This window comes from Candidatus Similichlamydia laticola (assembly GCF_003339615.1).
In the GTDB taxonomy this organism is placed as follows: domain Bacteria; phylum Chlamydiota; class Chlamydiia; order Chlamydiales; family Parilichlamydiaceae; genus Similichlamydia; species Similichlamydia laticola.
This window is the reverse complement of the sequence record NZ_QQBG01000024.1, coordinates 1-16,184: the sequence shown is the minus strand read 5'-3', so window position 1 is coordinate 16,184 and position 16,184 is coordinate 1. Positions and strand designations below refer to the sequence as shown.

Annotated in this window: 14 protein-coding genes and 5 tRNA genes; 5 read left to right on the top strand and 14 right to left on the bottom strand. The window is 45.1% G+C overall.

What is annotated here, in order from left to right; genetic code table 11:
* Positions 1-79 precede the first annotated feature (79 nt).
* The 4 genes from HAT2_RS03185 to uvrB all read left to right on the top strand — a co-directional run bounded on the left by HAT2_RS03185 (position 80) and on the right by uvrB (position 6,653).
* Positions 80-880, top strand: coding sequence for a hypothetical protein (locus tag HAT2_RS03185; protein WP_114544566.1), 801 nt, complete (start codon positions 80-82; stop codon positions 878-880).
* 74 nt (positions 881-954) lie between these two features.
* Positions 955-3,528 carry a type I DNA topoisomerase gene (gene topA / locus HAT2_RS03180; protein WP_114544565.1) on the top strand — a complete coding sequence of 858 codons (2,574 nt, stop codon included), beginning with the start codon at positions 955-957 and terminating at the stop codon, positions 3,526-3,528.
* 69 nt (positions 3,529-3,597) lie between these two features.
* The gene (trpS, locus tag HAT2_RS03175; protein WP_114544564.1) at positions 3,598-4,635 is read left to right on the top strand and encodes a tryptophan--tRNA ligase; all 1,038 of its coding nucleotides are present in this window, start codon (positions 3,598-3,600) and stop codon (positions 4,633-4,635) included.
* Positions 4,632-6,653, top strand: coding sequence for an excinuclease ABC subunit UvrB (gene uvrB / locus HAT2_RS03170; protein ID WP_114544563.1), 2,022 nt, complete (start codon positions 4,632-4,634; stop codon positions 6,651-6,653). Before trpS ends, uvrB begins: the two co-directional genes overlap by 4 nt.
* Here the strand turns inward: uvrB and HAT2_RS03165 are convergent.
* Entirely contained in the window at positions 6,646-7,101 is a 456-nt protein-coding gene (locus HAT2_RS03165; RefSeq protein ID WP_114544562.1) for a TspO/MBR family protein, read from the bottom strand. The two genes, uvrB and HAT2_RS03165, sit on opposite strands and share 8 nt — an antisense overlap.
* Before the next feature lie 77 nt (positions 7,102-7,178).
* On the opposite strand from HAT2_RS03165, the gene glgP reads away from it, so the two are divergent.
* Positions 7,179-9,632 carry a glycogen/starch/alpha-glucan family phosphorylase gene (glgP, locus tag HAT2_RS03160; protein WP_245932350.1) on the top strand — a complete coding sequence of 818 codons (2,454 nt, stop codon included), beginning with the start codon at positions 7,179-7,181 and terminating at the stop codon, positions 9,630-9,632.
* Here the strand turns inward: glgP and HAT2_RS03890 are convergent.
* The 13 genes from HAT2_RS03890 to rpsB all read right to left on the bottom strand — a co-directional run.
* The gene (locus HAT2_RS03890; protein ID WP_220253884.1) at positions 9,629-10,381 is read right to left on the bottom strand and encodes a metallophosphoesterase; all 753 of its coding nucleotides are present in this window, start codon (positions 10,379-10,381) and stop codon (positions 9,629-9,631) included. The genes glgP and HAT2_RS03890 overlap by 4 nt on opposite strands.
* The gene (locus HAT2_RS03150; RefSeq protein ID WP_114544559.1) at positions 10,371-11,549 is read right to left on the bottom strand and encodes a sugar phosphate nucleotidyltransferase; all 1,179 of its coding nucleotides are present in this window, start codon (positions 11,547-11,549) and stop codon (positions 10,371-10,373) included. The genes HAT2_RS03890 and HAT2_RS03150 overlap by 11 nt, the downstream gene beginning before the upstream one ends.
* A gap of 101 nt (positions 11,550-11,650) precedes the next feature.
* Positions 11,651-11,723: transfer RNA gene (locus HAT2_RS03145), tRNA-Thr, on the bottom strand.
* Between the two features lie 5 nt (positions 11,724-11,728).
* On the bottom strand, positions 11,729-12,757 hold the full coding sequence (locus tag HAT2_RS03140; RefSeq protein WP_114544558.1) for a hypothetical protein: 1,029 nt from the start codon (positions 12,755-12,757) through the stop codon (positions 11,729-11,731).
* Positions 12,751-13,218, bottom strand: coding sequence for a UvrB/UvrC motif-containing protein (locus HAT2_RS03135; protein ID WP_114544557.1), 468 nt, complete (start codon positions 13,216-13,218; stop codon positions 12,751-12,753). Before HAT2_RS03135 ends, HAT2_RS03140 begins: the two co-directional genes overlap by 7 nt.
* 37 nt (positions 13,219-13,255) lie before the next feature.
* Positions 13,256-13,329 (bottom strand) — tRNA-Lys (locus tag HAT2_RS03130).
* A 22-nt stretch (positions 13,330-13,351) separates the two neighbouring features.
* A tRNA-Glu gene (locus tag HAT2_RS03125) sits at positions 13,352-13,424 on the bottom strand.
* Positions 13,425-13,457: 33 nt separating this feature from the next.
* Positions 13,458-13,530: transfer RNA gene (locus HAT2_RS03120), tRNA-Lys, on the bottom strand.
* Positions 13,531-13,557: 27 nt separating this feature from the next.
* Positions 13,558-13,630, bottom strand: a tRNA-Glu gene (locus HAT2_RS03115).
* A 63-nt stretch (positions 13,631-13,693) separates the two neighbouring features.
* Positions 13,694-14,242: a ribosome-recycling factor gene (locus HAT2_RS03110; RefSeq protein WP_181860348.1), complete on the bottom strand. Its 549-nt coding sequence runs from the start codon at positions 14,240-14,242 to the stop codon at positions 13,694-13,696.
* Positions 14,232-14,960, bottom strand: coding sequence for a uridine monophosphate kinase (locus HAT2_RS03105; protein WP_114544555.1), 729 nt, complete (start codon positions 14,958-14,960; stop codon positions 14,232-14,234). The genes HAT2_RS03110 and HAT2_RS03105 overlap by 11 nt, the downstream gene beginning before the upstream one ends.
* A gap of 26 nt (positions 14,961-14,986) precedes the next feature.
* A complete protein-coding gene (gene tsf, locus HAT2_RS03100) occupies positions 14,987-15,832 on the bottom strand; it encodes a translation elongation factor Ts (protein ID WP_114544554.1) in 846 nt (281 codons plus the stop codon).
* A partial coding sequence (gene rpsB / locus HAT2_RS03095) for a 30S ribosomal protein S2 (protein ID WP_114544553.1) occupies positions 15,829-16,184 on the bottom strand: 356 nt, incomplete at its 5' end. The genes tsf and rpsB, both read right to left, overlap by 4 nt.

Here is a 16,184-nt window from a genome sequence, read left to right as displayed (position 1 = left end):
AAGAGTCCGCCTATTTTGTGTACTTGGTTTGTCTAAATCTTTTTGTTAGGCTCTGGATTGACTTGACGGAGGTACTTCCATGGATGTAGAGCATGAACGAGTTGAGCCCCTTTTCGATCTTGCCCAAGACGAACAGATGTTTTGGAGATCGTATCGTGGAAAGATTGCGCTTTCTGTTGTTGGGTTTTGTGGACTCTTCTGTCTTGCTCTAACTATTGGCTTTCTTAATGAACGCCAGGTTAACGCCAGGGTTGATGCTCATTTTCAGGCTCGTCGTGCTGTTGACTTGTGGGATCTTGAGGTCAAGAAGAGAGACTCTGTTATCCGTGTTGCAGAGAGAAGTGTCCCTGAATGGGGTTTTGATTCTCCTTTGGTCCGAGGGGCGTATTTACAGAGAAAGATTGCAGCTGCAGCTCCGGTAGAGGCCATTGAACCCTTCTCTTTAGAAAAATTTCCTGCTCTTAGGGATTTTCAAGAGATTACACGCTTGGCTTTGAAAGGTGAATGGAGGGAGGCCTTTATCTCAGGGGATCTCTTCCTCAAGACATATCATAGAGAGTCGCTTCTACAGAGAGGGGAGCAGCGCGATTTCAGTATGGTTGACTTGTCCTTGGACGAAGTGTTGGTTCCAATTCAGTATCTTCGCCAAGTCGCTTTTGCCAGAGAGATGAAGGATCTAAAAGCTGAAAGAAAAGCGATAGAAGATGTGGCGCGAGCTTGTTCTTATGAGGACGTCACCAAATTTTTAGACGAAGAGCATCCCCTTAATAAGGTTCACGTGATGTTTGAATATTGCTTTAGTACGCTTGCTCAGGGCTCGGTTTCTTTGCGAACCTATTTCTCGGAACGTTTACATTTGATTCAAGAAGCAACGAGATAAGTGACGTGTTAAGACTGAGTTCATGTCGTGCTATTCCCCCGAAATCTGTTACCTCTACCGCAATAGGATGACCTATGGACGCCGGCCTTATCATTGTCGAATCACCTACCAAGATCAAAACGCTTAAAAAAATCTTGGGGAAGAGTTACCGTTTCGCCTCTTCCATGGGACATATTAGGGATCTCCCAGCTAAATCTCTTGGAATTGATCTAGAGGATGATTTCTCACCCCAATTCCTCATCTTGGAAGAGAAAAAAGCGACAGTCAAATCTTTACAGCAAGAAGCTAAGTCAGCCTCTGTCGTCTACCTTTGTCCGGATCCTGACCGAGAGGGAGAAGCGATAGCATGGCATTTAAGGGAGATTCTACCTAAGCAGGTTAAAACTCTGAGGGTGACTTTTCGTTCCATTACGGCTCAAGAGGTTCAGGAAGCGATGCAATCTCCAAGAGAGATTGATCTCCATCTTGTTCATGCACAACACGCCAGGAGGATCTTGGATCGCCTCGTTGGTTATATGATTTCCCCTTTTCTTTTTCGTCGACTTCAAAGGGGACGTGTTTCTGAACATTCTGGGGCTCTTTCCGCAGGTCGTGTCCAGTCTGTAGCACTCAAGTTTGTGGTAGATCGGGAAAAAGAGATTGAGACGTTTGTTCCAGAGGAATATTGGCAGGTAAAGGGGCTCTTTTCTGATCAAGAAGGGAAGAGTTTTTGGGCAGATCTCCATACGTTTTCCGGAGTCCGTATCTTGCGTTCTCCGTCAGAAAAGGTGAAGGGAGGTCGCCTTCTCCGAAAGGAGAAAGAGGCACAAGACGTTTTAGACCAATTGAAAGAAGAAACATTTATTCTTTCCTCCATAGAGAAGAAAGAGAGGCTGCGTCACCCCGTTCCCCCTTTTATCACTTCTTCTCTGCAGCAGGAGGCAAGTCGCTACTTCTCTTTTTCTTCTGCAAGAACAATGTCTGTCGCTCAATCTCTTTACGAAGGTGTTGAGGTAGGGACGCACGGGTTTGAGGGACTGATTACTTATATGCGTACAGACTCCGTACGAGCCGCTCCCGAATCAATCGCAGCTGTGCGTCGCTATGTCTTGGAGCGTTTTGGAAAAGAGTTTATTCCTTCTACGCCTCGTGCCTACTCTTCTAAAAAAAGTGCGCAAGACTCTCACGAGTGTATTCGACCAACTCGAATCGATTGGTCTCCCGATTTTTTACGCCCTTATCTCTCTCTTGAACAATTTAAGTTGTATGAGTTGATTTGGAAGCGTTTTGTAGCCTCTCAAATGTCTTCTGCCTTGTATGAGGTTTTACAAATCGAGATTGTTTCGTCTTGTTCTTCTTTTCGTGCTGTGGGATCAAGGTGTATTTTTCTCGGGTTTTTGACTCTTTATGAAGAGAAAAAAGATGACGAAGAGCATGAAAAAGAGGTGACGTTACCCAAGCTTCAGGTCGGGCAGTCCTTGAGTGGACAGTTTCAGCAAGATCCTTTTGCTACAAAGCCAAAACCTAGATTTACAGAGGCTTCTCTTATCAAAGAATTGGAAAAGTCGGGACTTGGACGCCCTTCTACTTACGCCGCTATCATGAACAAAATTCAAAGCAAAGCCTACACCCATAAGGAAAAAGGAAGGTTGAAACCAACCGATTTAGGCCGTGTTGTTGTAAATGTTCTAGAGGTCAATTTTCCTATGATTATGGATGCCGCTTTCACTGTGCGTATGGAAGATGCTTTGGAAGAGATATCGGAATGCAAGAAAGAGTGGAAAAGCCTCTTGAGAGAGTTTTGGTCAGGTTTCCATCCTGTTTTACAGAAGGCAGAGAAAGAGTTTATTATTCCTAAGAGTAGTCTCAATCGATCTTGTCCAGAATGCAAGGATGGGGAGCTGCAAAAAATTTGGTCGAAGAATCGTTTTTTCATTGGCTGTTCACGTTATCCAGATTGTAACTACACTTCGGCTTTGGGCTTGGTTGATCTGGATCGATCTCGGTTTGATCCCAATTTTGATTGGAATCAAACTTGTCCTCTCTGCAGTCAAGCTATGATTTTAAGAGAGGGCCGCTTTGGCCTCTTTTTAGGCTGTAGTGATTTTCCCAATTGTAGAGGTTCTGTCAGGATTGAAGAGAAGATAGAAGGAGCTGAAAACATGGATTCTGTGGCTTGTCCAGCTTGTGGTTGTTCAGGTCAGCTCGTTCAAAAACGGTCGCGCTTTGGCTCTTCTTTCTACGGATGTAATCTTTATCCCCAATGTGATGTAATTGGGAAGAGTATGGAGCTTATCCTATCTAAGTTTGCTGATCGTCCTCAGACTGCTGTTGTTCAGAAGGAAAAAACGAGCCGGAAGGGGAAAAAGACCTCCTCCAAAAAAACCAAACAAAAGTCGACACGGACATCAAAGGCAACCAAGAAGGAGCCCCTTGCTTTGGAGCCGAGGCTGGCTGCTTTGCTTGGCCCTGAACCTATTTTCTCTTCCCAGGAACTGTTGAAAAGCTTCTGGGGCTACGTGCGTTCCAAGAATTTGCAAGATCCTTCTGATCGCCGTGTCATTCTTCCTGGACGAGATGCCGAATTGGTTGTCCTCTTGGGAGACGCTCCTTTACCCATGACACGTGTCCTCTCCGCTTTACAGAGTCTTATTTTGCGGAAGAAGTAACCCGTTCGTTTACTTTTTTATTCACACAACTCAATACTGGACTCAGAATAATTTCATCCTTTGGCTGTTATGTCTCAACAAGCACGACCTACTGTTTTGACCGGAGATCGTCCAACTGGGCCGTTGCATTTGGGTCATTATGTTGGTTCTATTCGGGAAAGAGTTGCCTTACAAGAAACGGCTGATTGTTTTTTCATCGTTGCCGACTTACATGCTAGAACAACGGCTTTTACTCGGGACAGTTTAATGGCTTCCTCAGATCATATTCTCGATTTGGTCGCTGGTTATCTAGCTTGTGGGATTGATCCTAATCGATCTGTGATCTACTTGCAATCTGGGTGCTCTGCCATTTTTGAAATAAACTTTGTCTTTCAACTTCTCACTTCTGCTCATCGTGTTATGGGGTTGCCTTCGATTAAGGAAATGGCCGCAAATGCAAGGCTAGAGGACGAAAAGATTTCAGTCGGTCTTTTGAGTTATCCTGTTTTGCAGGCAGCAGATATCTTGATGAGTCAGGCGACTCTTGTTCCTGTAGGAAAGGACAACGTGGCCCATGTAGAGATTGCTCGAGATATTGCACGACGATTTAATCAGTTGTACGGGTTTCTTTTTCCTCTACCTCAAGAGCATTTAAGCCGTAATACGGCTCTTATAGGGACGGACGGAAAGGGTAAGATGAGTAAGTCGGCTGGCAATGCCATCTTTCTCTCGGACGATGAGGAGACAATTCGCAGAAAAGTCTTTAGTATGTATACCGACCCCAACAGGATACGGTCTGATACTCCTGGTCGTGTAGAGGGCAATCCTGTTTTCATTTACCACGACTTATTCAATGCAAATCAGGAAGAGGTCGAAGAGTTCAAAGTTAGATATAGAGAAGGGCGAATTGGGGATGTAGAAGTGAAAAAGAGTTTGGCTTGTTGCATAAACTGCTTTCTCTCTCCTATCCGGGAAAAATACCATGCCTATAGGAAGGACACTCCTATGCTGTATTCGATCTTAAAGGAGGGGACGGAAAAGATGCGCGCCCGGTCGGAACAGATCGTCCAAAAGATGCGTTCCTATATGGGTCTTTCGTCTTTCAAGTCACGCATGGATGAAGGATGAAACCGTTTGAACTCGTATCAGATTTTGTTCCTTCTGGTGATCAGCCCAAAGCCATTTCTGCTTTAGCTCAGGGCATAGAGAAAGGCAGGCGATCTCAGGTGCTTTTAGGTGTGACTGGATCTGGTAAGACCTTTACGATTGCAAACGTGATTCAAAACGTTCAAAAGCCAACTCTAGTCTTAGTCCATAACAAGACTCTTGCAGCTCAGTTGTACGATGAGTTTTGTTATTTTTTTCCACGTAACGCTGTTGAATATTTTGTTTCTTATTATGACTATTATCAGCCCGAGGCGTACGTTGCTCGAAACGATACCTATATTGAGAAAAGCCTTTCTATTAATGATCAGGTCGACCAGTTAAGATTAAGGACGACGAAGTCTCTTTTAGAAAGGCGTGATGTTATTGTTGTAGCTTCTGTCTCGTGTATTTACGGATTGGGGGTTCCTCAGCACTTCGTGGACATGCGTCGGAAGTTGTGTGTCGGTGATGCAGTGGAACGCGAACAGATCTTAAATTGGTTTGTTCAGATGCAATATGAGAGAAAGGAGGGTTTAGGACGAGGTAGTTTTCGTGTGAAAGGCGATACAATAGACATCGTTCCTGCCTATGAACAAGACAAGGCGATTCGGATTCGACTGTTTGGGAATGAAATTGAATCCCTCTTCCTCATAGATCCGGTAACGGGAGCTTTGCAAGAATCTTTGTCTACGATCACTCTTTACCCTGCTTCTCACTATGTGAGTTCCCTAAACGTCCGAGAGAGTGCCGTCCATTCCATCAGAGGAGAGTTAGAAAGAGCTGAGAGAGATTTTTTGGATCGTGGGTTTCCTTTGCATGGGGAAAGGTTACGTCAAAGGACATGCTGTGATATCGAGATGATTCTACAGTTAGGCTATTGCAAAGGCGTTGAGAATTATAGCCGTCATTTTGATGGAAGAGCCCCTGGAGATCCTCCTTCTTGTCTTGTTGATTATTTCCCCTCGGACTTTCTTTTGGTTGTTGATGAATCTCATCAGACGATTCCTCAAGTTAGGGCGATGTATCATGGTGATCGTTCTAGAAAGGAGACCCTTGTTTCGTATGGGTTTCGGCTGCCCTCGGCTTTTGATAACCGTCCTCTTCGTTTTGAGGAGTTTTATCAAAAGATTAATCAAGTGATTTACGTCTCTGCCACGCCGGGTGAATGGGAGCTACAAGAGACAGGTGGAGAAATGGTGGAGCAAATTATTCGGCCAACAGGTCTGATCGATCCAGTCGTCGAGGTGAGGCCCGCTGTTCACCAGGTCGATGATGTGATTGCTGAAGTCAAAAAAGAAGTGCGTTTGGGACGACGTGTTCTTGTCACCACTCTCACCAAAAAATTGTCTGAAGAATTAGCGGCCTTCTTTCGTTCGATTGGGATCAAGTCGGAATACATGCATGCTGATATTGGAACGTTGGACCGGGTTCATCTCCTTTCCAAATTAAGGAAAGGAGGTTGTGATGTCTTAGTGGGTGTCAATCTGTTGAGGGAGGGGTTAGATTTACCAGAAGTTGGCCTGGTTGCTGTTCTTGATGCTGATCGAGAAGGCTTTTTACGTAGTTCGACTTCTCTGGTCCAGATTTCAGGGAGGGCCGCTCGTAATGTAGATGGACGAGTCATCATGTATGCGAATGAGATGACACCTTCAATTCAGAGAACGTTAGCAGAAACTTCTCGAAGGCGCACACTTCAAATGGAGTACAATAATAAGCATGGGATCTCTCCCAAGACAACCTCTCGTCAAGAGGGGAAGCTTGGAAGCCTTTTCCGGTTTCTTCCTCCAGAAGATTTAGAGGCAAAAAAGGAGAGAGTAACTGACTTAGCAGAGGCGCGTAAGCTGATTAAGGCTTATGAGAGAGCCATGAAGAAAGCCTCTAAACAAAAACAATATGAAGAGGCTGCACGTTACAGAGATTTATTGCGCTTCTATCAAAAAATAGAAATGCGTCTAGTTGAGGATGGAGAAGAGCTTTCTCCTGATCCCCCCTTTAATTAAGCCAAAAAATGCCAGCCAAGATGGTCATCGCAAAGGAGATCCAAACTTGGTAGGGAAGGAGAAGGTAGGCCGTCAGACGATCGACTTTCCATAGCAGCTTGATGGTATAGGCGTTTGCGACCCAAAGGATCACCATATCGAATAGGGAAAGGGCAATCTGGTTGAATCCAAAGAAAAGCGTAGACCAGATGAGGTTGGCTACCAACTGAATTAAAAAGACTTTTTGAATGTGATATCGCTTCTTAGAGCGTGGCAGAAAGAAGAAAATGCGAAAGCCTGCCAGGCCAATCATGCAGTACAGAACTGTCCAGACAGGAGAAAAAACGGATTCAGGTGGTGTCCAGAAAGGTTTTTTCAAGGTTTCATACCAAAACAGCTCAAGAGGTTCCCCTTGAGACTGGATCAATGTTTTTAAAGGTCCAAAAGAGGAACGAAATGGTACCTTCATTTTGGATGACCTCCCTTTTCTGTTGGAATTTATATTCTCTAAACGACTAGATAACCCTTGTAGTGTAAGGAGACGGCTTGGGGCTTTTCATGTCGGATGAAGAAATACCTATCAGACTCGCCAAGAGGATGCGAGACTATTTGCTCTTTCAAATCGGAAAGACGGTGGGTGATGCTTCAGACTTTGACCTGTACCGTGCCTTTTGTTACGCTTTCAGAGAGCTCCTTCTCGTTCATTGGCTAGCAACCTGGAAGAGCTACAAGAAGGCAAGAGTCCGAGTCAACTATTATTTTTCTATGGAATATCTCCCTGGGAGGATTGGGGTTTCCAACGTGGTCAACTTACATGGTCAGGGGTTGTGTGAAAAAACATTGCAACATCTCGGCTTGGAGCCTAAAAATCTTCTCGACTATGAACCTGACCCCGCTCTTGGCAATGGGGGATTAGGGCGTCTAGCTTCTTGTTTTCTTGAGTCTCTCTCGACGCAAATGTATCCTGCCATGGGGTATGGGCTTCGTTATCAGTATGGTTTGTTTGAGCAAGCTATCGAAAATGGGATCCAAGTGGAGAGGCCCGATTGTTGGCTTCTTCACGAGAATCCTTGGGAGTTTAGGCGAGATCTTCGAGCTCAAAAAGTGGTTTTTGGTGGGTTTTGGAACCAGACGAATGAGTTTGTAGATTACGAAGAGATTCGGGCCCTCCCGTACGACTTTCCTATTTTGGGCTATTCGGAGTCAAAACTGCACAATGTCAATACGATTCGTCTCTGGTCAACAAAGGAGAGTCCGAGCAACTTTCGTATTCAACAGTTCAATGCAGGATCCCTTGAACACGCTTCCGAAAATACAGCGTTGACCGATGTGCTTTATCCAAATGACCAACATATGTTTGGTAAACTCTTTCGTATTAAGCAGGAGTTTTTGCTTGTCTCTGCTTCTCTCCAAGATATCTTTTCACGTTTCAAAAACACTTGTGGAGAAGATTGGTCACGCTTTGCCGATATGGTTTCTGTCCATATCAATGACACACATGCTGCTCTTGTGATTCCTGAGATGATTCGTCTTCTTCAGGAGGAGGCAAGGATCGATTTTTATCAAGCTCTGGATATCGTGGTTCATTGTACGGGTTATACTAATCATACGCTCCTCAGTGAAGCTCTTGAAAAATGGGACCAAACTTTAATTCACAAACTTCTTCCTAGACAGTACCGTATTATTGAACTCTTGAATCATGAGCTTTGTAAACAAGTGCGTGAAAAGTTTCCCCAAGATGAGGAAAAAGTTCAGCGCCTCTCTATGTTTCAGTATGGTCAAGTCAAAATGGCTCATTTGGCCATCTTTGGCTCCCATCGCGTTAATGGAGTAGCCAAACTCCATTCAGAACTGATTCAGAAGGAACTATTTAAGGATTTTGTCGATCTCTATCCGGAACGCTTTTGTTCCATCACTAATGGCATCACACAACGTCGCTGGCTACGCTTTGCCAATCCCCATTTAGCTGATTTGATCTGTAAAAAGATCGGAGGAAGTTGGCTTTACAACTCTCTAGACCTGGAAAAGCTCACACAATATGCGGATGATCCTGTTTTTCAGGATGAATTCCTCAAGATCAAGAAGCTTTATAAGCAAAATTTATTGCCGGAAGCTGATCCTCATGCTCTTTTTGATGTACAAGTCAAACGTATTCATGAGTACAAGAGGCAACTCCTCAATCTCTTGCATTTGATTGGTCTCTACTTAGAAGTCACTCGAAATGGTGTTAAAGATCGCCTGAAAAGGGTAGCGATCTTTGCAGGAAAAGCCGCCTCTTCCTACAAGTTAGCCAAAAACATTATCAATTTGATCTGTGCTGTATCACGCAAGGTCAATGCAGATTTAGCTGCAAAAGATTTTCTATCGATTCATTTCTTGCCTAATTACGGTGTGAAGCTTGCTGAGAAGATTATTCCTGCAGCAGACCTTTCAGAGCAGATCTCTCTAGCAGGAATGGAGGCCTCTGGTACAGGCAACATGAAATTGGCCTTAAATGGAGCCTTGACCATAGGCACAGAAGATGGTGCCAATATTGAGATGCGAGTAGCCGTAGGGGATGAGTTTTGGCCGTTCCGTTTTGGTCAAACTTCAGAAGAAGTAAAGCGGCTACGTTCAAGTGGTGTCTATTCTCCGAGAAACCTTTTAGTTGATTCCCCTCAGCTGGGCAATATTTTGAGTACTTTGATCGATGGAACCTTCGCTTCTAACCAGGCTGAAACGATTGCCTTTCGTGAGATTTATGCTAGTCTTTTGGAGGGATCTGATCCAGATCGTTATCTCGTCTTGGCTGACTTTGAGTCTTACTACCAGACTCAAAAGAAAGTGGAGGAATTATTTCGTAAGCCAAGAGAATGGGCTAGATTTGCTTTAAAACAGATTGCGGCTATGGGATCCTTCTCGGCAGATATTTCGATCAAAAAGTACGCTCAGTCGATTTGGAGAATTGCTCCTTGTCCTATTGATCCGGTTGTCTTTCAAGAAGTTCAGAAGGAATATTAAAAAGACAAAATGTGCTGAGGTTCAAACTGAAGGTAGTCTGCGGCTGTAAAGATGTAGTCGATACCATTTTTAGTTCCGAAGGGGATGCAGCCTTCTCTCTTCAAATTGTGAAGATGGCCGAAGATCACCTTGCTCACTCCATACTCTTCGAATAATTGAGAGCAAGGATTAGAGGGAAAGAGAGAGGGGTGGAGAGGAGGGTAGTGTGTCACAATAATCTTATATGCTTCGTGAGGCATCTGTCTCAGGATGAGACGTAATCGTTCCATTTCTCTTTGGAAGATCTTTTCATCTTGTTCTGTCCAACTAGAGACAGGTGATCCTTGTCCTGACCACTCAATCCATTCGGAACAAAATGTTGAGGGATGGTCCCATAATCGTGTGCCTCCTATCCACAGGTTCCCCAGCTGGATCGGTTCTGTAAAAAAAGCTCGAATCGAAGGGGGCAAAAAAGCTTCCATTTTCTTCCGAGAAGACCACCAAGGATCATGGTTGCCTTTCAGAATAATCTTTTCTCCAGGCAAAGCATCAATCCAATGTAGATCCTTTAAGGCATCTTCCCACTTCATCGCCCAAGAAAGATCTCCCCCCAAAAGGACAGTATCCTTTGCGGAGATGCATCTTTTCCAATGGAAAGCAATCCTCTCCTGATAGTCTGACCAATCCGGACCAAAGAGAGACATGTCCTTCTCTGGACAGGCAAGGGCCAAATGTAGGTCTGAAAGAGCCCAAAGATTTCTAGAAAACAAAATGATCCGGAATGTTAGCTTGTTGCGGCAAAATGATTATACCATTCCTGACTTCAAATAAATCGTGATTTAAGTGTTGGATCTGGTCTAAGTTTTCCAGCCGAACGTGATTGCCAATTGTTGTGTCTTGGTCGACTAAAACATGACGCAGAGAGGAATATGTACCGATACGAGTACCCCTAGCACGCTCTGAACCTCCCATTAGGAAGACTTCGTCAAGCTGGCAACCCTTTCCAATACGACAATGAGGTCCAATCAGGGAGAGGTTGATTGAAGAGTCTTCAATCCAACAACCATCGCAGATTAAGGCTTTATTGAGAGTCACCTTTCCCAGCATGGTAGGAGCAATGTGTGCTTTTGTTTGACTGAGGAGTTTTGGACGATATCCTGTTCCAGCCGCTATAGAAAGGTGATATTCAAAGTAGTCCAATGGGGTTCCCACATCTTTCCAAAAACCATTAAAGGGGTAAGCCCAAACCGTTCGGCTCTGAATAGCAGAGGGAAGAATGTGCATGCCAAAATCTATTCGAAGGTCTTCTTCTAAAAGATCAAAGAGAAACTGCTTCTTGAAAAGGTAGATGCCCATGTTAGCATGGAAGGGCTTCTCAGCATCGGGTTGCCTGAAAGCATTTAAGAGGTCAGGATGGTTTGGCTTTTCCGTGAAGTGAGTGATGATCCATTCAGGAGAGAGCTGCATCACACCCATCCTCTTCGCATCTTGTTCAGATACAGGAATCGTGCAGATCACGAGGTCAGCTTCTCTTTCTTCGGCGAACTGAATCACATCCAAAAAATTCAAACTGTAAATCTGATCACTCGATAATATCAAAAGGTATTCAACCTCTAACTCTTCAAGATAGATACGGCTCTTGCGTACAGCTTCAGCAGTGCCGAGAAAGAAGGATCTCTCTTTTTCTCCTTTGATAAACTTAATATGATGAATTTCTTGGGGATAGTGACGGGAAACACATTGATAAAGAGAATGGGACAAATACTGAGTTATGATGAAAAGCTGCTCAATTCCGGCGAGGAGGGCGTTACTGATCGCCACATCGATCAAGGTGTAGCGTCCCATGAGGGGAAGAGCTGGCTTACAACGATGTTCCGTCAGCGGGCGTAGGCGAACACCTTCTCCACCGCTTAGGATAACTGCCGCAACTTTGGACATTTACACTCTCCGACTTAAGAGGCAAGGGAGTACAGAAGAAACGGGCCAGCTTCACACGAGCTGTGGAAAATGGAGCTTGAAGGACGTATGTCATACTCAAATGCCTGAAGAGGGATTCGAACCCTCCACCTGTGCGTTACGAATGCACTGCTCTGCCAAATGAGCTATTCAGGCAAGAATCAAAAACGGAGGGAGAGATCTTTAACTGCGTTCCTCAAAAGCAAAGCCCTACCCTGTTCTAGCGTTTGATTTGTTTTATGACTAGCCAACATGTGAGCTTTGCGTACTGAAAAAATCAGTGCGTTCAGCTCTCTTTGGGAGATGCCTTCTATCCATCCCATGTTCAACCCCAATTTGAAAATGCCGATGGCCTCTAAAGCCTCTTGAGTTGTCAGATGAAGGGCGTGTTGCACAAGACCCAAAGTTCGGGCAATCTTGTCACAAAGGTTCAGATTGCCTTCAGCTGCTGCTGTCTTATGTGTGCTCATTTCCATAACGATCAGGTGGTTGACTGCTGCCTCTAGTTGAGCTAGGATTTGTTCTTCAGATACTCCTAAGGCGCATCTGTTTTCTAGGACAATGATGCCACCTACGAGCATGCGACAGGTCATTCCTTTAAACGGTTTCGCTTTTAAAATTTGCCCTAGCTGTTGACTCAACACAATACCAGGAAGAATCAGAAAAGCTTGAGCTAGAAGACCCGTCCCGCAGACTCGAGGGTCAGATGACATAAAACCAAACTCGTTTGAAAAGGAAAAAACAAGGGTCTTTCCCATCTGACTTTCTAAGGCTAAAAGGCGAGACAAACCTTCTTGTAGGCTGTGACCCGTATGGGCAACCTTGAGAAGGAAGTGGTCGTATAGATTGACCAGAAGAAGGACAGATAGATCAGGATCAAAAAGGAAAGCTTCTCCCCAATGAGCTTGGTGGATGCTTTCGGTAAGGAGGAAATTTTCGATTAGAAAGTCTTTTTCCCAAGGACGGGCTCGATTGGCCTCTAAACAGCGCAATCCACCGAGCGTCTTATCATCCCTTAAAGAACGCTCAATCAAATGCATGACCTGCACTTTTTCAGCTAGAGGCAGTTTACTAGGAAAGAGAAAAGGATGGATATTTCTTCGTAGACTGAGCACCGAAGCCAGCCAAAATCTTTGATCGTTCATCTTCCAAAGAGGGGTAGGAAGACAAAGAGAGCTCGCATCTAACATGCTTGTCCTTCAATTCCTAAAATCCCTCGAATCTGATCACGAATTCTAGCAGCTTCCTCGTAGTCCTCTACATCCAAAACTGCCTTGAGCTTCTCATTGAGAACGGACAACTGGTGACAAAGAGAATGGGGCATCACCTCGTTTCCTGGAGCTCTTCCGACATGCATATGTTTCCCATCAAGAAGATCACTTGCAACCAAAAAATCTGAGAAAACGGAGTAACACCCAGAACAGCCAAGAGGGGCTCCCTGCTTGACAGCATCGACGAAAGTCCCACATGTCGCACAACGAATAGCAGCCTGCTGGCTGGATCCAGCCACTCGCCTCAGACTCCATGTCTTAGCAAGTCGGGGACAATGACAACAAAGCAGAGTTTTGGAAAGAAAGCCCAGTCCGATCTCAACTAGGAGGACAGAAGGGCTCCGGACACAACCCGAACATTCTAAATGTTTCTCGGCCATTCTCAAACTGCCCCTGTTATCGATCTGCTCAACATATTAGACCCTGATGGACTCGAACCATCGACATCCTCATTAAGAGTGAGGCGCTCTAACCAACTGAGCTAAGGATCCCCAAGTTTCTCTTTACTACGCTTGACCTCAAGGGGATTCGAACCCCTGTTGCCGGACTGAAAACCCGGAGTCCTGGTCCACTAGACGATGAGGCCACATACGTCAAAAAACTTTCTGAAAACATCGTATGGATCCTGATGGGCTCGAACCATCGACCCTCTCATTAAAAGTGAGATGCTCTACCAACTGAGCTAAGGATCCGCTCACGTTTACCGAGATGCTCTCAGTTGACCCTAAGGGGATTCGAACCCCTGTTACCGGACTGAGAACCCGGTGTCCTAGTCCTCTAGACGATAGGGCCATACGCTCTTCCCAGCCAGTCTATACCGAATAAACCATTTCGTACAAACGTCACAATTAGGGATCAGACAACAGACAACTCGCTTTCCTTTTCTTGAAGGAGTCGATCAACCTCTCCACAAAACTTATCTGTTAATTTTTGTACTTCCTTCTCCAAACGATGGACACGATCTTCAGGTAGTTCAGCCGAACGAAGACTTTGATTGGCTTCTTTCCTTAATCCACGAATAGACAGGCGTGCATTTTCTGCTTTTTTCTTACATTGTTTAATCGTTTCCTTTCGTACGCCTTCATCCAAGGTGGGAGCTGTTACATAAACAAGATGTCCTTCCAGGGAGGAGTGGAGACCCATTTCTGCCTTTTCAATAGCCTGAGCAATAGCACTGGCAACACTCGGGTCGAATGGTGTGACACAAAGCTTACGATGATCCAGAATTGTGCAAGAAGCCAGCTCACGTATCCGCATAGACGACCCGTAAGGTGTTTCTACAACCATGTGGTCAAGCAGATTGCCATGTACACGACCTGTTCGAATGGCCAACATCTCTTTCTTGAAGAAAGAGATCACTTGTTCCATCTTCTTTTCTATGGGCTGCAGCTCGCTATGAACCATGATGAGAACCTTTCTTATCATTCGAAATATATGTTCCAAAGTCAGGGTCTCGCAAGGCTCTAATGCAGGCTTTCGGTTCAAGAAGAGAGAAGACCTTAATTGGAATGTTTTCCTGCATACAAAGAGTAAAGGCTGTTAAGTCCATAACACCATATTCCTTGGCGATAGCTTCTTGGAAAGAAATATGTCTTAATAGTCTCGCATCAGTATGGAGAGACGGGTCTTGATTGTAAATGCCTTCCACACGCGTCGCTTTAAGAAGAACTTCTGCTCCGATTTCACATGCAGAAAAGGCAGCGGCCGTGTCTGTCGTGCAAAAAGCCCGACCTGTTCCACCGGCTAATAAAACTACGGCCTTCTTGTTAAAGAAATCAAGAGCCGTTTGGGGGCTATAGGGAATAAAGGAGAGACAGGAACCAATTGCACTTAAAACCTCGGCATTAATACCGATTAAGCGAAAGCTCTGTTGAAGAGCCAGACAATTCATGCAAGTTGCTACCATTCCAATCTGATCTCGAGCGTATCTCGGGAAGCCGTTTACAGACTGGGAGCCTCTCCACAAATTGCCCCCACCTAGAACAACGAAGACGGAATAGCCCGAGTCGACTACTTGAGCAATCAATTGAGCTACTTCTTTACAAATTGTCGGATCAATGCCATTTTCCATTGACCCTTTGAGGAACTCACCGGAAATTTTAATGACGACAGGCCTAACCACTCAAATCCCCCCCATTTGAGCACAACCTATTCACCCAGCAGTCTCCAACAAAAGAAGGAAGCAACAGATATGGAAGCATTGGTCTGTTTCTCCTCTCTCTTTATCCACTCAGAAACGGAAAGTTTCGGTTCACTCATCGATCGCTGATGAAGGAAGCAGACTTGTGCTAGAAAGTCACGGACCTTCCCTTCGGCAATTTTTTCTGCAATAGCTTGTGGTTTCTCTTTCGCCTGGCAAAGGCCAATGTCGCGTTCCTGACGTAAGATGTCCTGAGGGACATCTTTTTCAGAAAGAAACTTAGGGGCAAAAGCAACAACATGCACTGCTAACTCTTTAGCCAGGCGTTCTTGCCCAGAGCAAAGAAGCGCGACCACCCCAACGGCCCGATTCCCAAGGTGGGGATATACTCCATAGCTGTGTCCTGCCTTTTTGGGAAAGAAGAGAACACGTCGTATCTGAATATTTTCACCTGTTTTTTGAACCAAAGATGATCTCTCTCCTTCGATCGAGATAGCAGAAGACTCCGGAAAAGAAAGCTGGGACAGTTCCTCTACAGAAGAGACGCGCCCTTCAAGGGTGACTTGTGCAAGACGGTTGGCGAATTCTGTAAATGTTGCCGTTTTGGCGACGAAATCTGTCTCACAGTTAAGCTCCACGAGGGCCAAACCCGATTCGTTTTCTGCCAAGCCGATGTAACCTTCACCCGTGATCCGGTCACTGCGCTTTGCTGCAGAAAGGGCTCCAGCTTTTCTTAGGACAACAATCGCCTCTTCTAAGTCTCCCTTTGCTTCCAAAAGAGCTTCTTTGCATTTTACTAGGCCGACGCCTGTCTTCTCTCGTAGTTCTTTGACCAAAGAAAAATCCACACTCATTCTGCTACAGCCTCATGCTCTGCTGTTTTTCTGTCTTTGTCTTCTTCAGCTTCATTCGACTCATCCTGAGGAGCCTTGTGTGGGCTCTGGTGCATCTCTTTCTTTTTCTCAATAATCGCTTCAGCGAGCCGCTTGACGACGATACGTACGCTCTTCAGTGCATCATCGTTACATGGGATGATCCATTGAATCAGATCCGGATTGCAGTTTGTATCTGCTAAGGCAAAGACTGGAATCCCTAACTTATTGGCTTCTGTAACAGCTAAGCGCTCCTGATTCGGATCGACAACAACAACAGCACCTGTATAGGGTGGTGTCTCCAAAATTGCATGGAGGAGCTCCTCTTTTGTCA

Excerpts from the sequence above, each read along its gene's own strand:
- HAT2_RS03140 (WP_114544558.1), bottom strand. The coding sequence starts at position 12,757 with ATGTTAGATGCGAGCTCTCTTTGTCTTCCTACCCCTCTTTGGAAGATG.
- uvrB (WP_114544563.1), top strand. The coding sequence starts at position 4,632 with ATGAAACCGTTTGAACTCGTATCAGATTTTGTTCCTTCTGGTGATCAG.
- HAT2_RS03150 (WP_114544559.1), bottom strand. The coding sequence starts at position 11,549 with ATGTCCAAAGTTGCGGCAGTTATCCTAAGCGGTGGAGAAGGTGTTCGC.
- trpS (WP_114544564.1), top strand. The coding sequence starts at position 3,598 with ATGTCTCAACAAGCACGACCTACTGTTTTGACCGGAGATCGTCCAACT.
- topA (WP_114544565.1), top strand. The coding sequence starts at position 955 with ATGGACGCCGGCCTTATCATTGTCGAATCACCTACCAAGATCAAAACG.
- HAT2_RS03165 (WP_114544562.1), bottom strand. The coding sequence starts at position 7,101 with ATGAAGGTACCATTTCGTTCCTCTTTTGGACCTTTAAAAACATTGATC.
- HAT2_RS03135 (WP_114544557.1), bottom strand. The coding sequence starts at position 13,218 with ATGGCCGAGAAACATTTAGAATGTTCGGGTTGTGTCCGGAGCCCTTCT.
- tsf (WP_114544554.1), bottom strand. The coding sequence starts at position 15,832 with ATGAGTGTGGATTTTTCTTTGGTCAAAGAACTACGAGAGAAGACAGGC.
- HAT2_RS03110 (WP_181860348.1), bottom strand. The coding sequence starts at position 14,242 with ATGGTTCATAGCGAGCTGCAGCCCATAGAAAAGAAGATGGAACAAGTG.
- HAT2_RS03185 (WP_114544566.1), top strand. The coding sequence starts at position 80 with ATGGATGTAGAGCATGAACGAGTTGAGCCCCTTTTCGATCTTGCCCAA.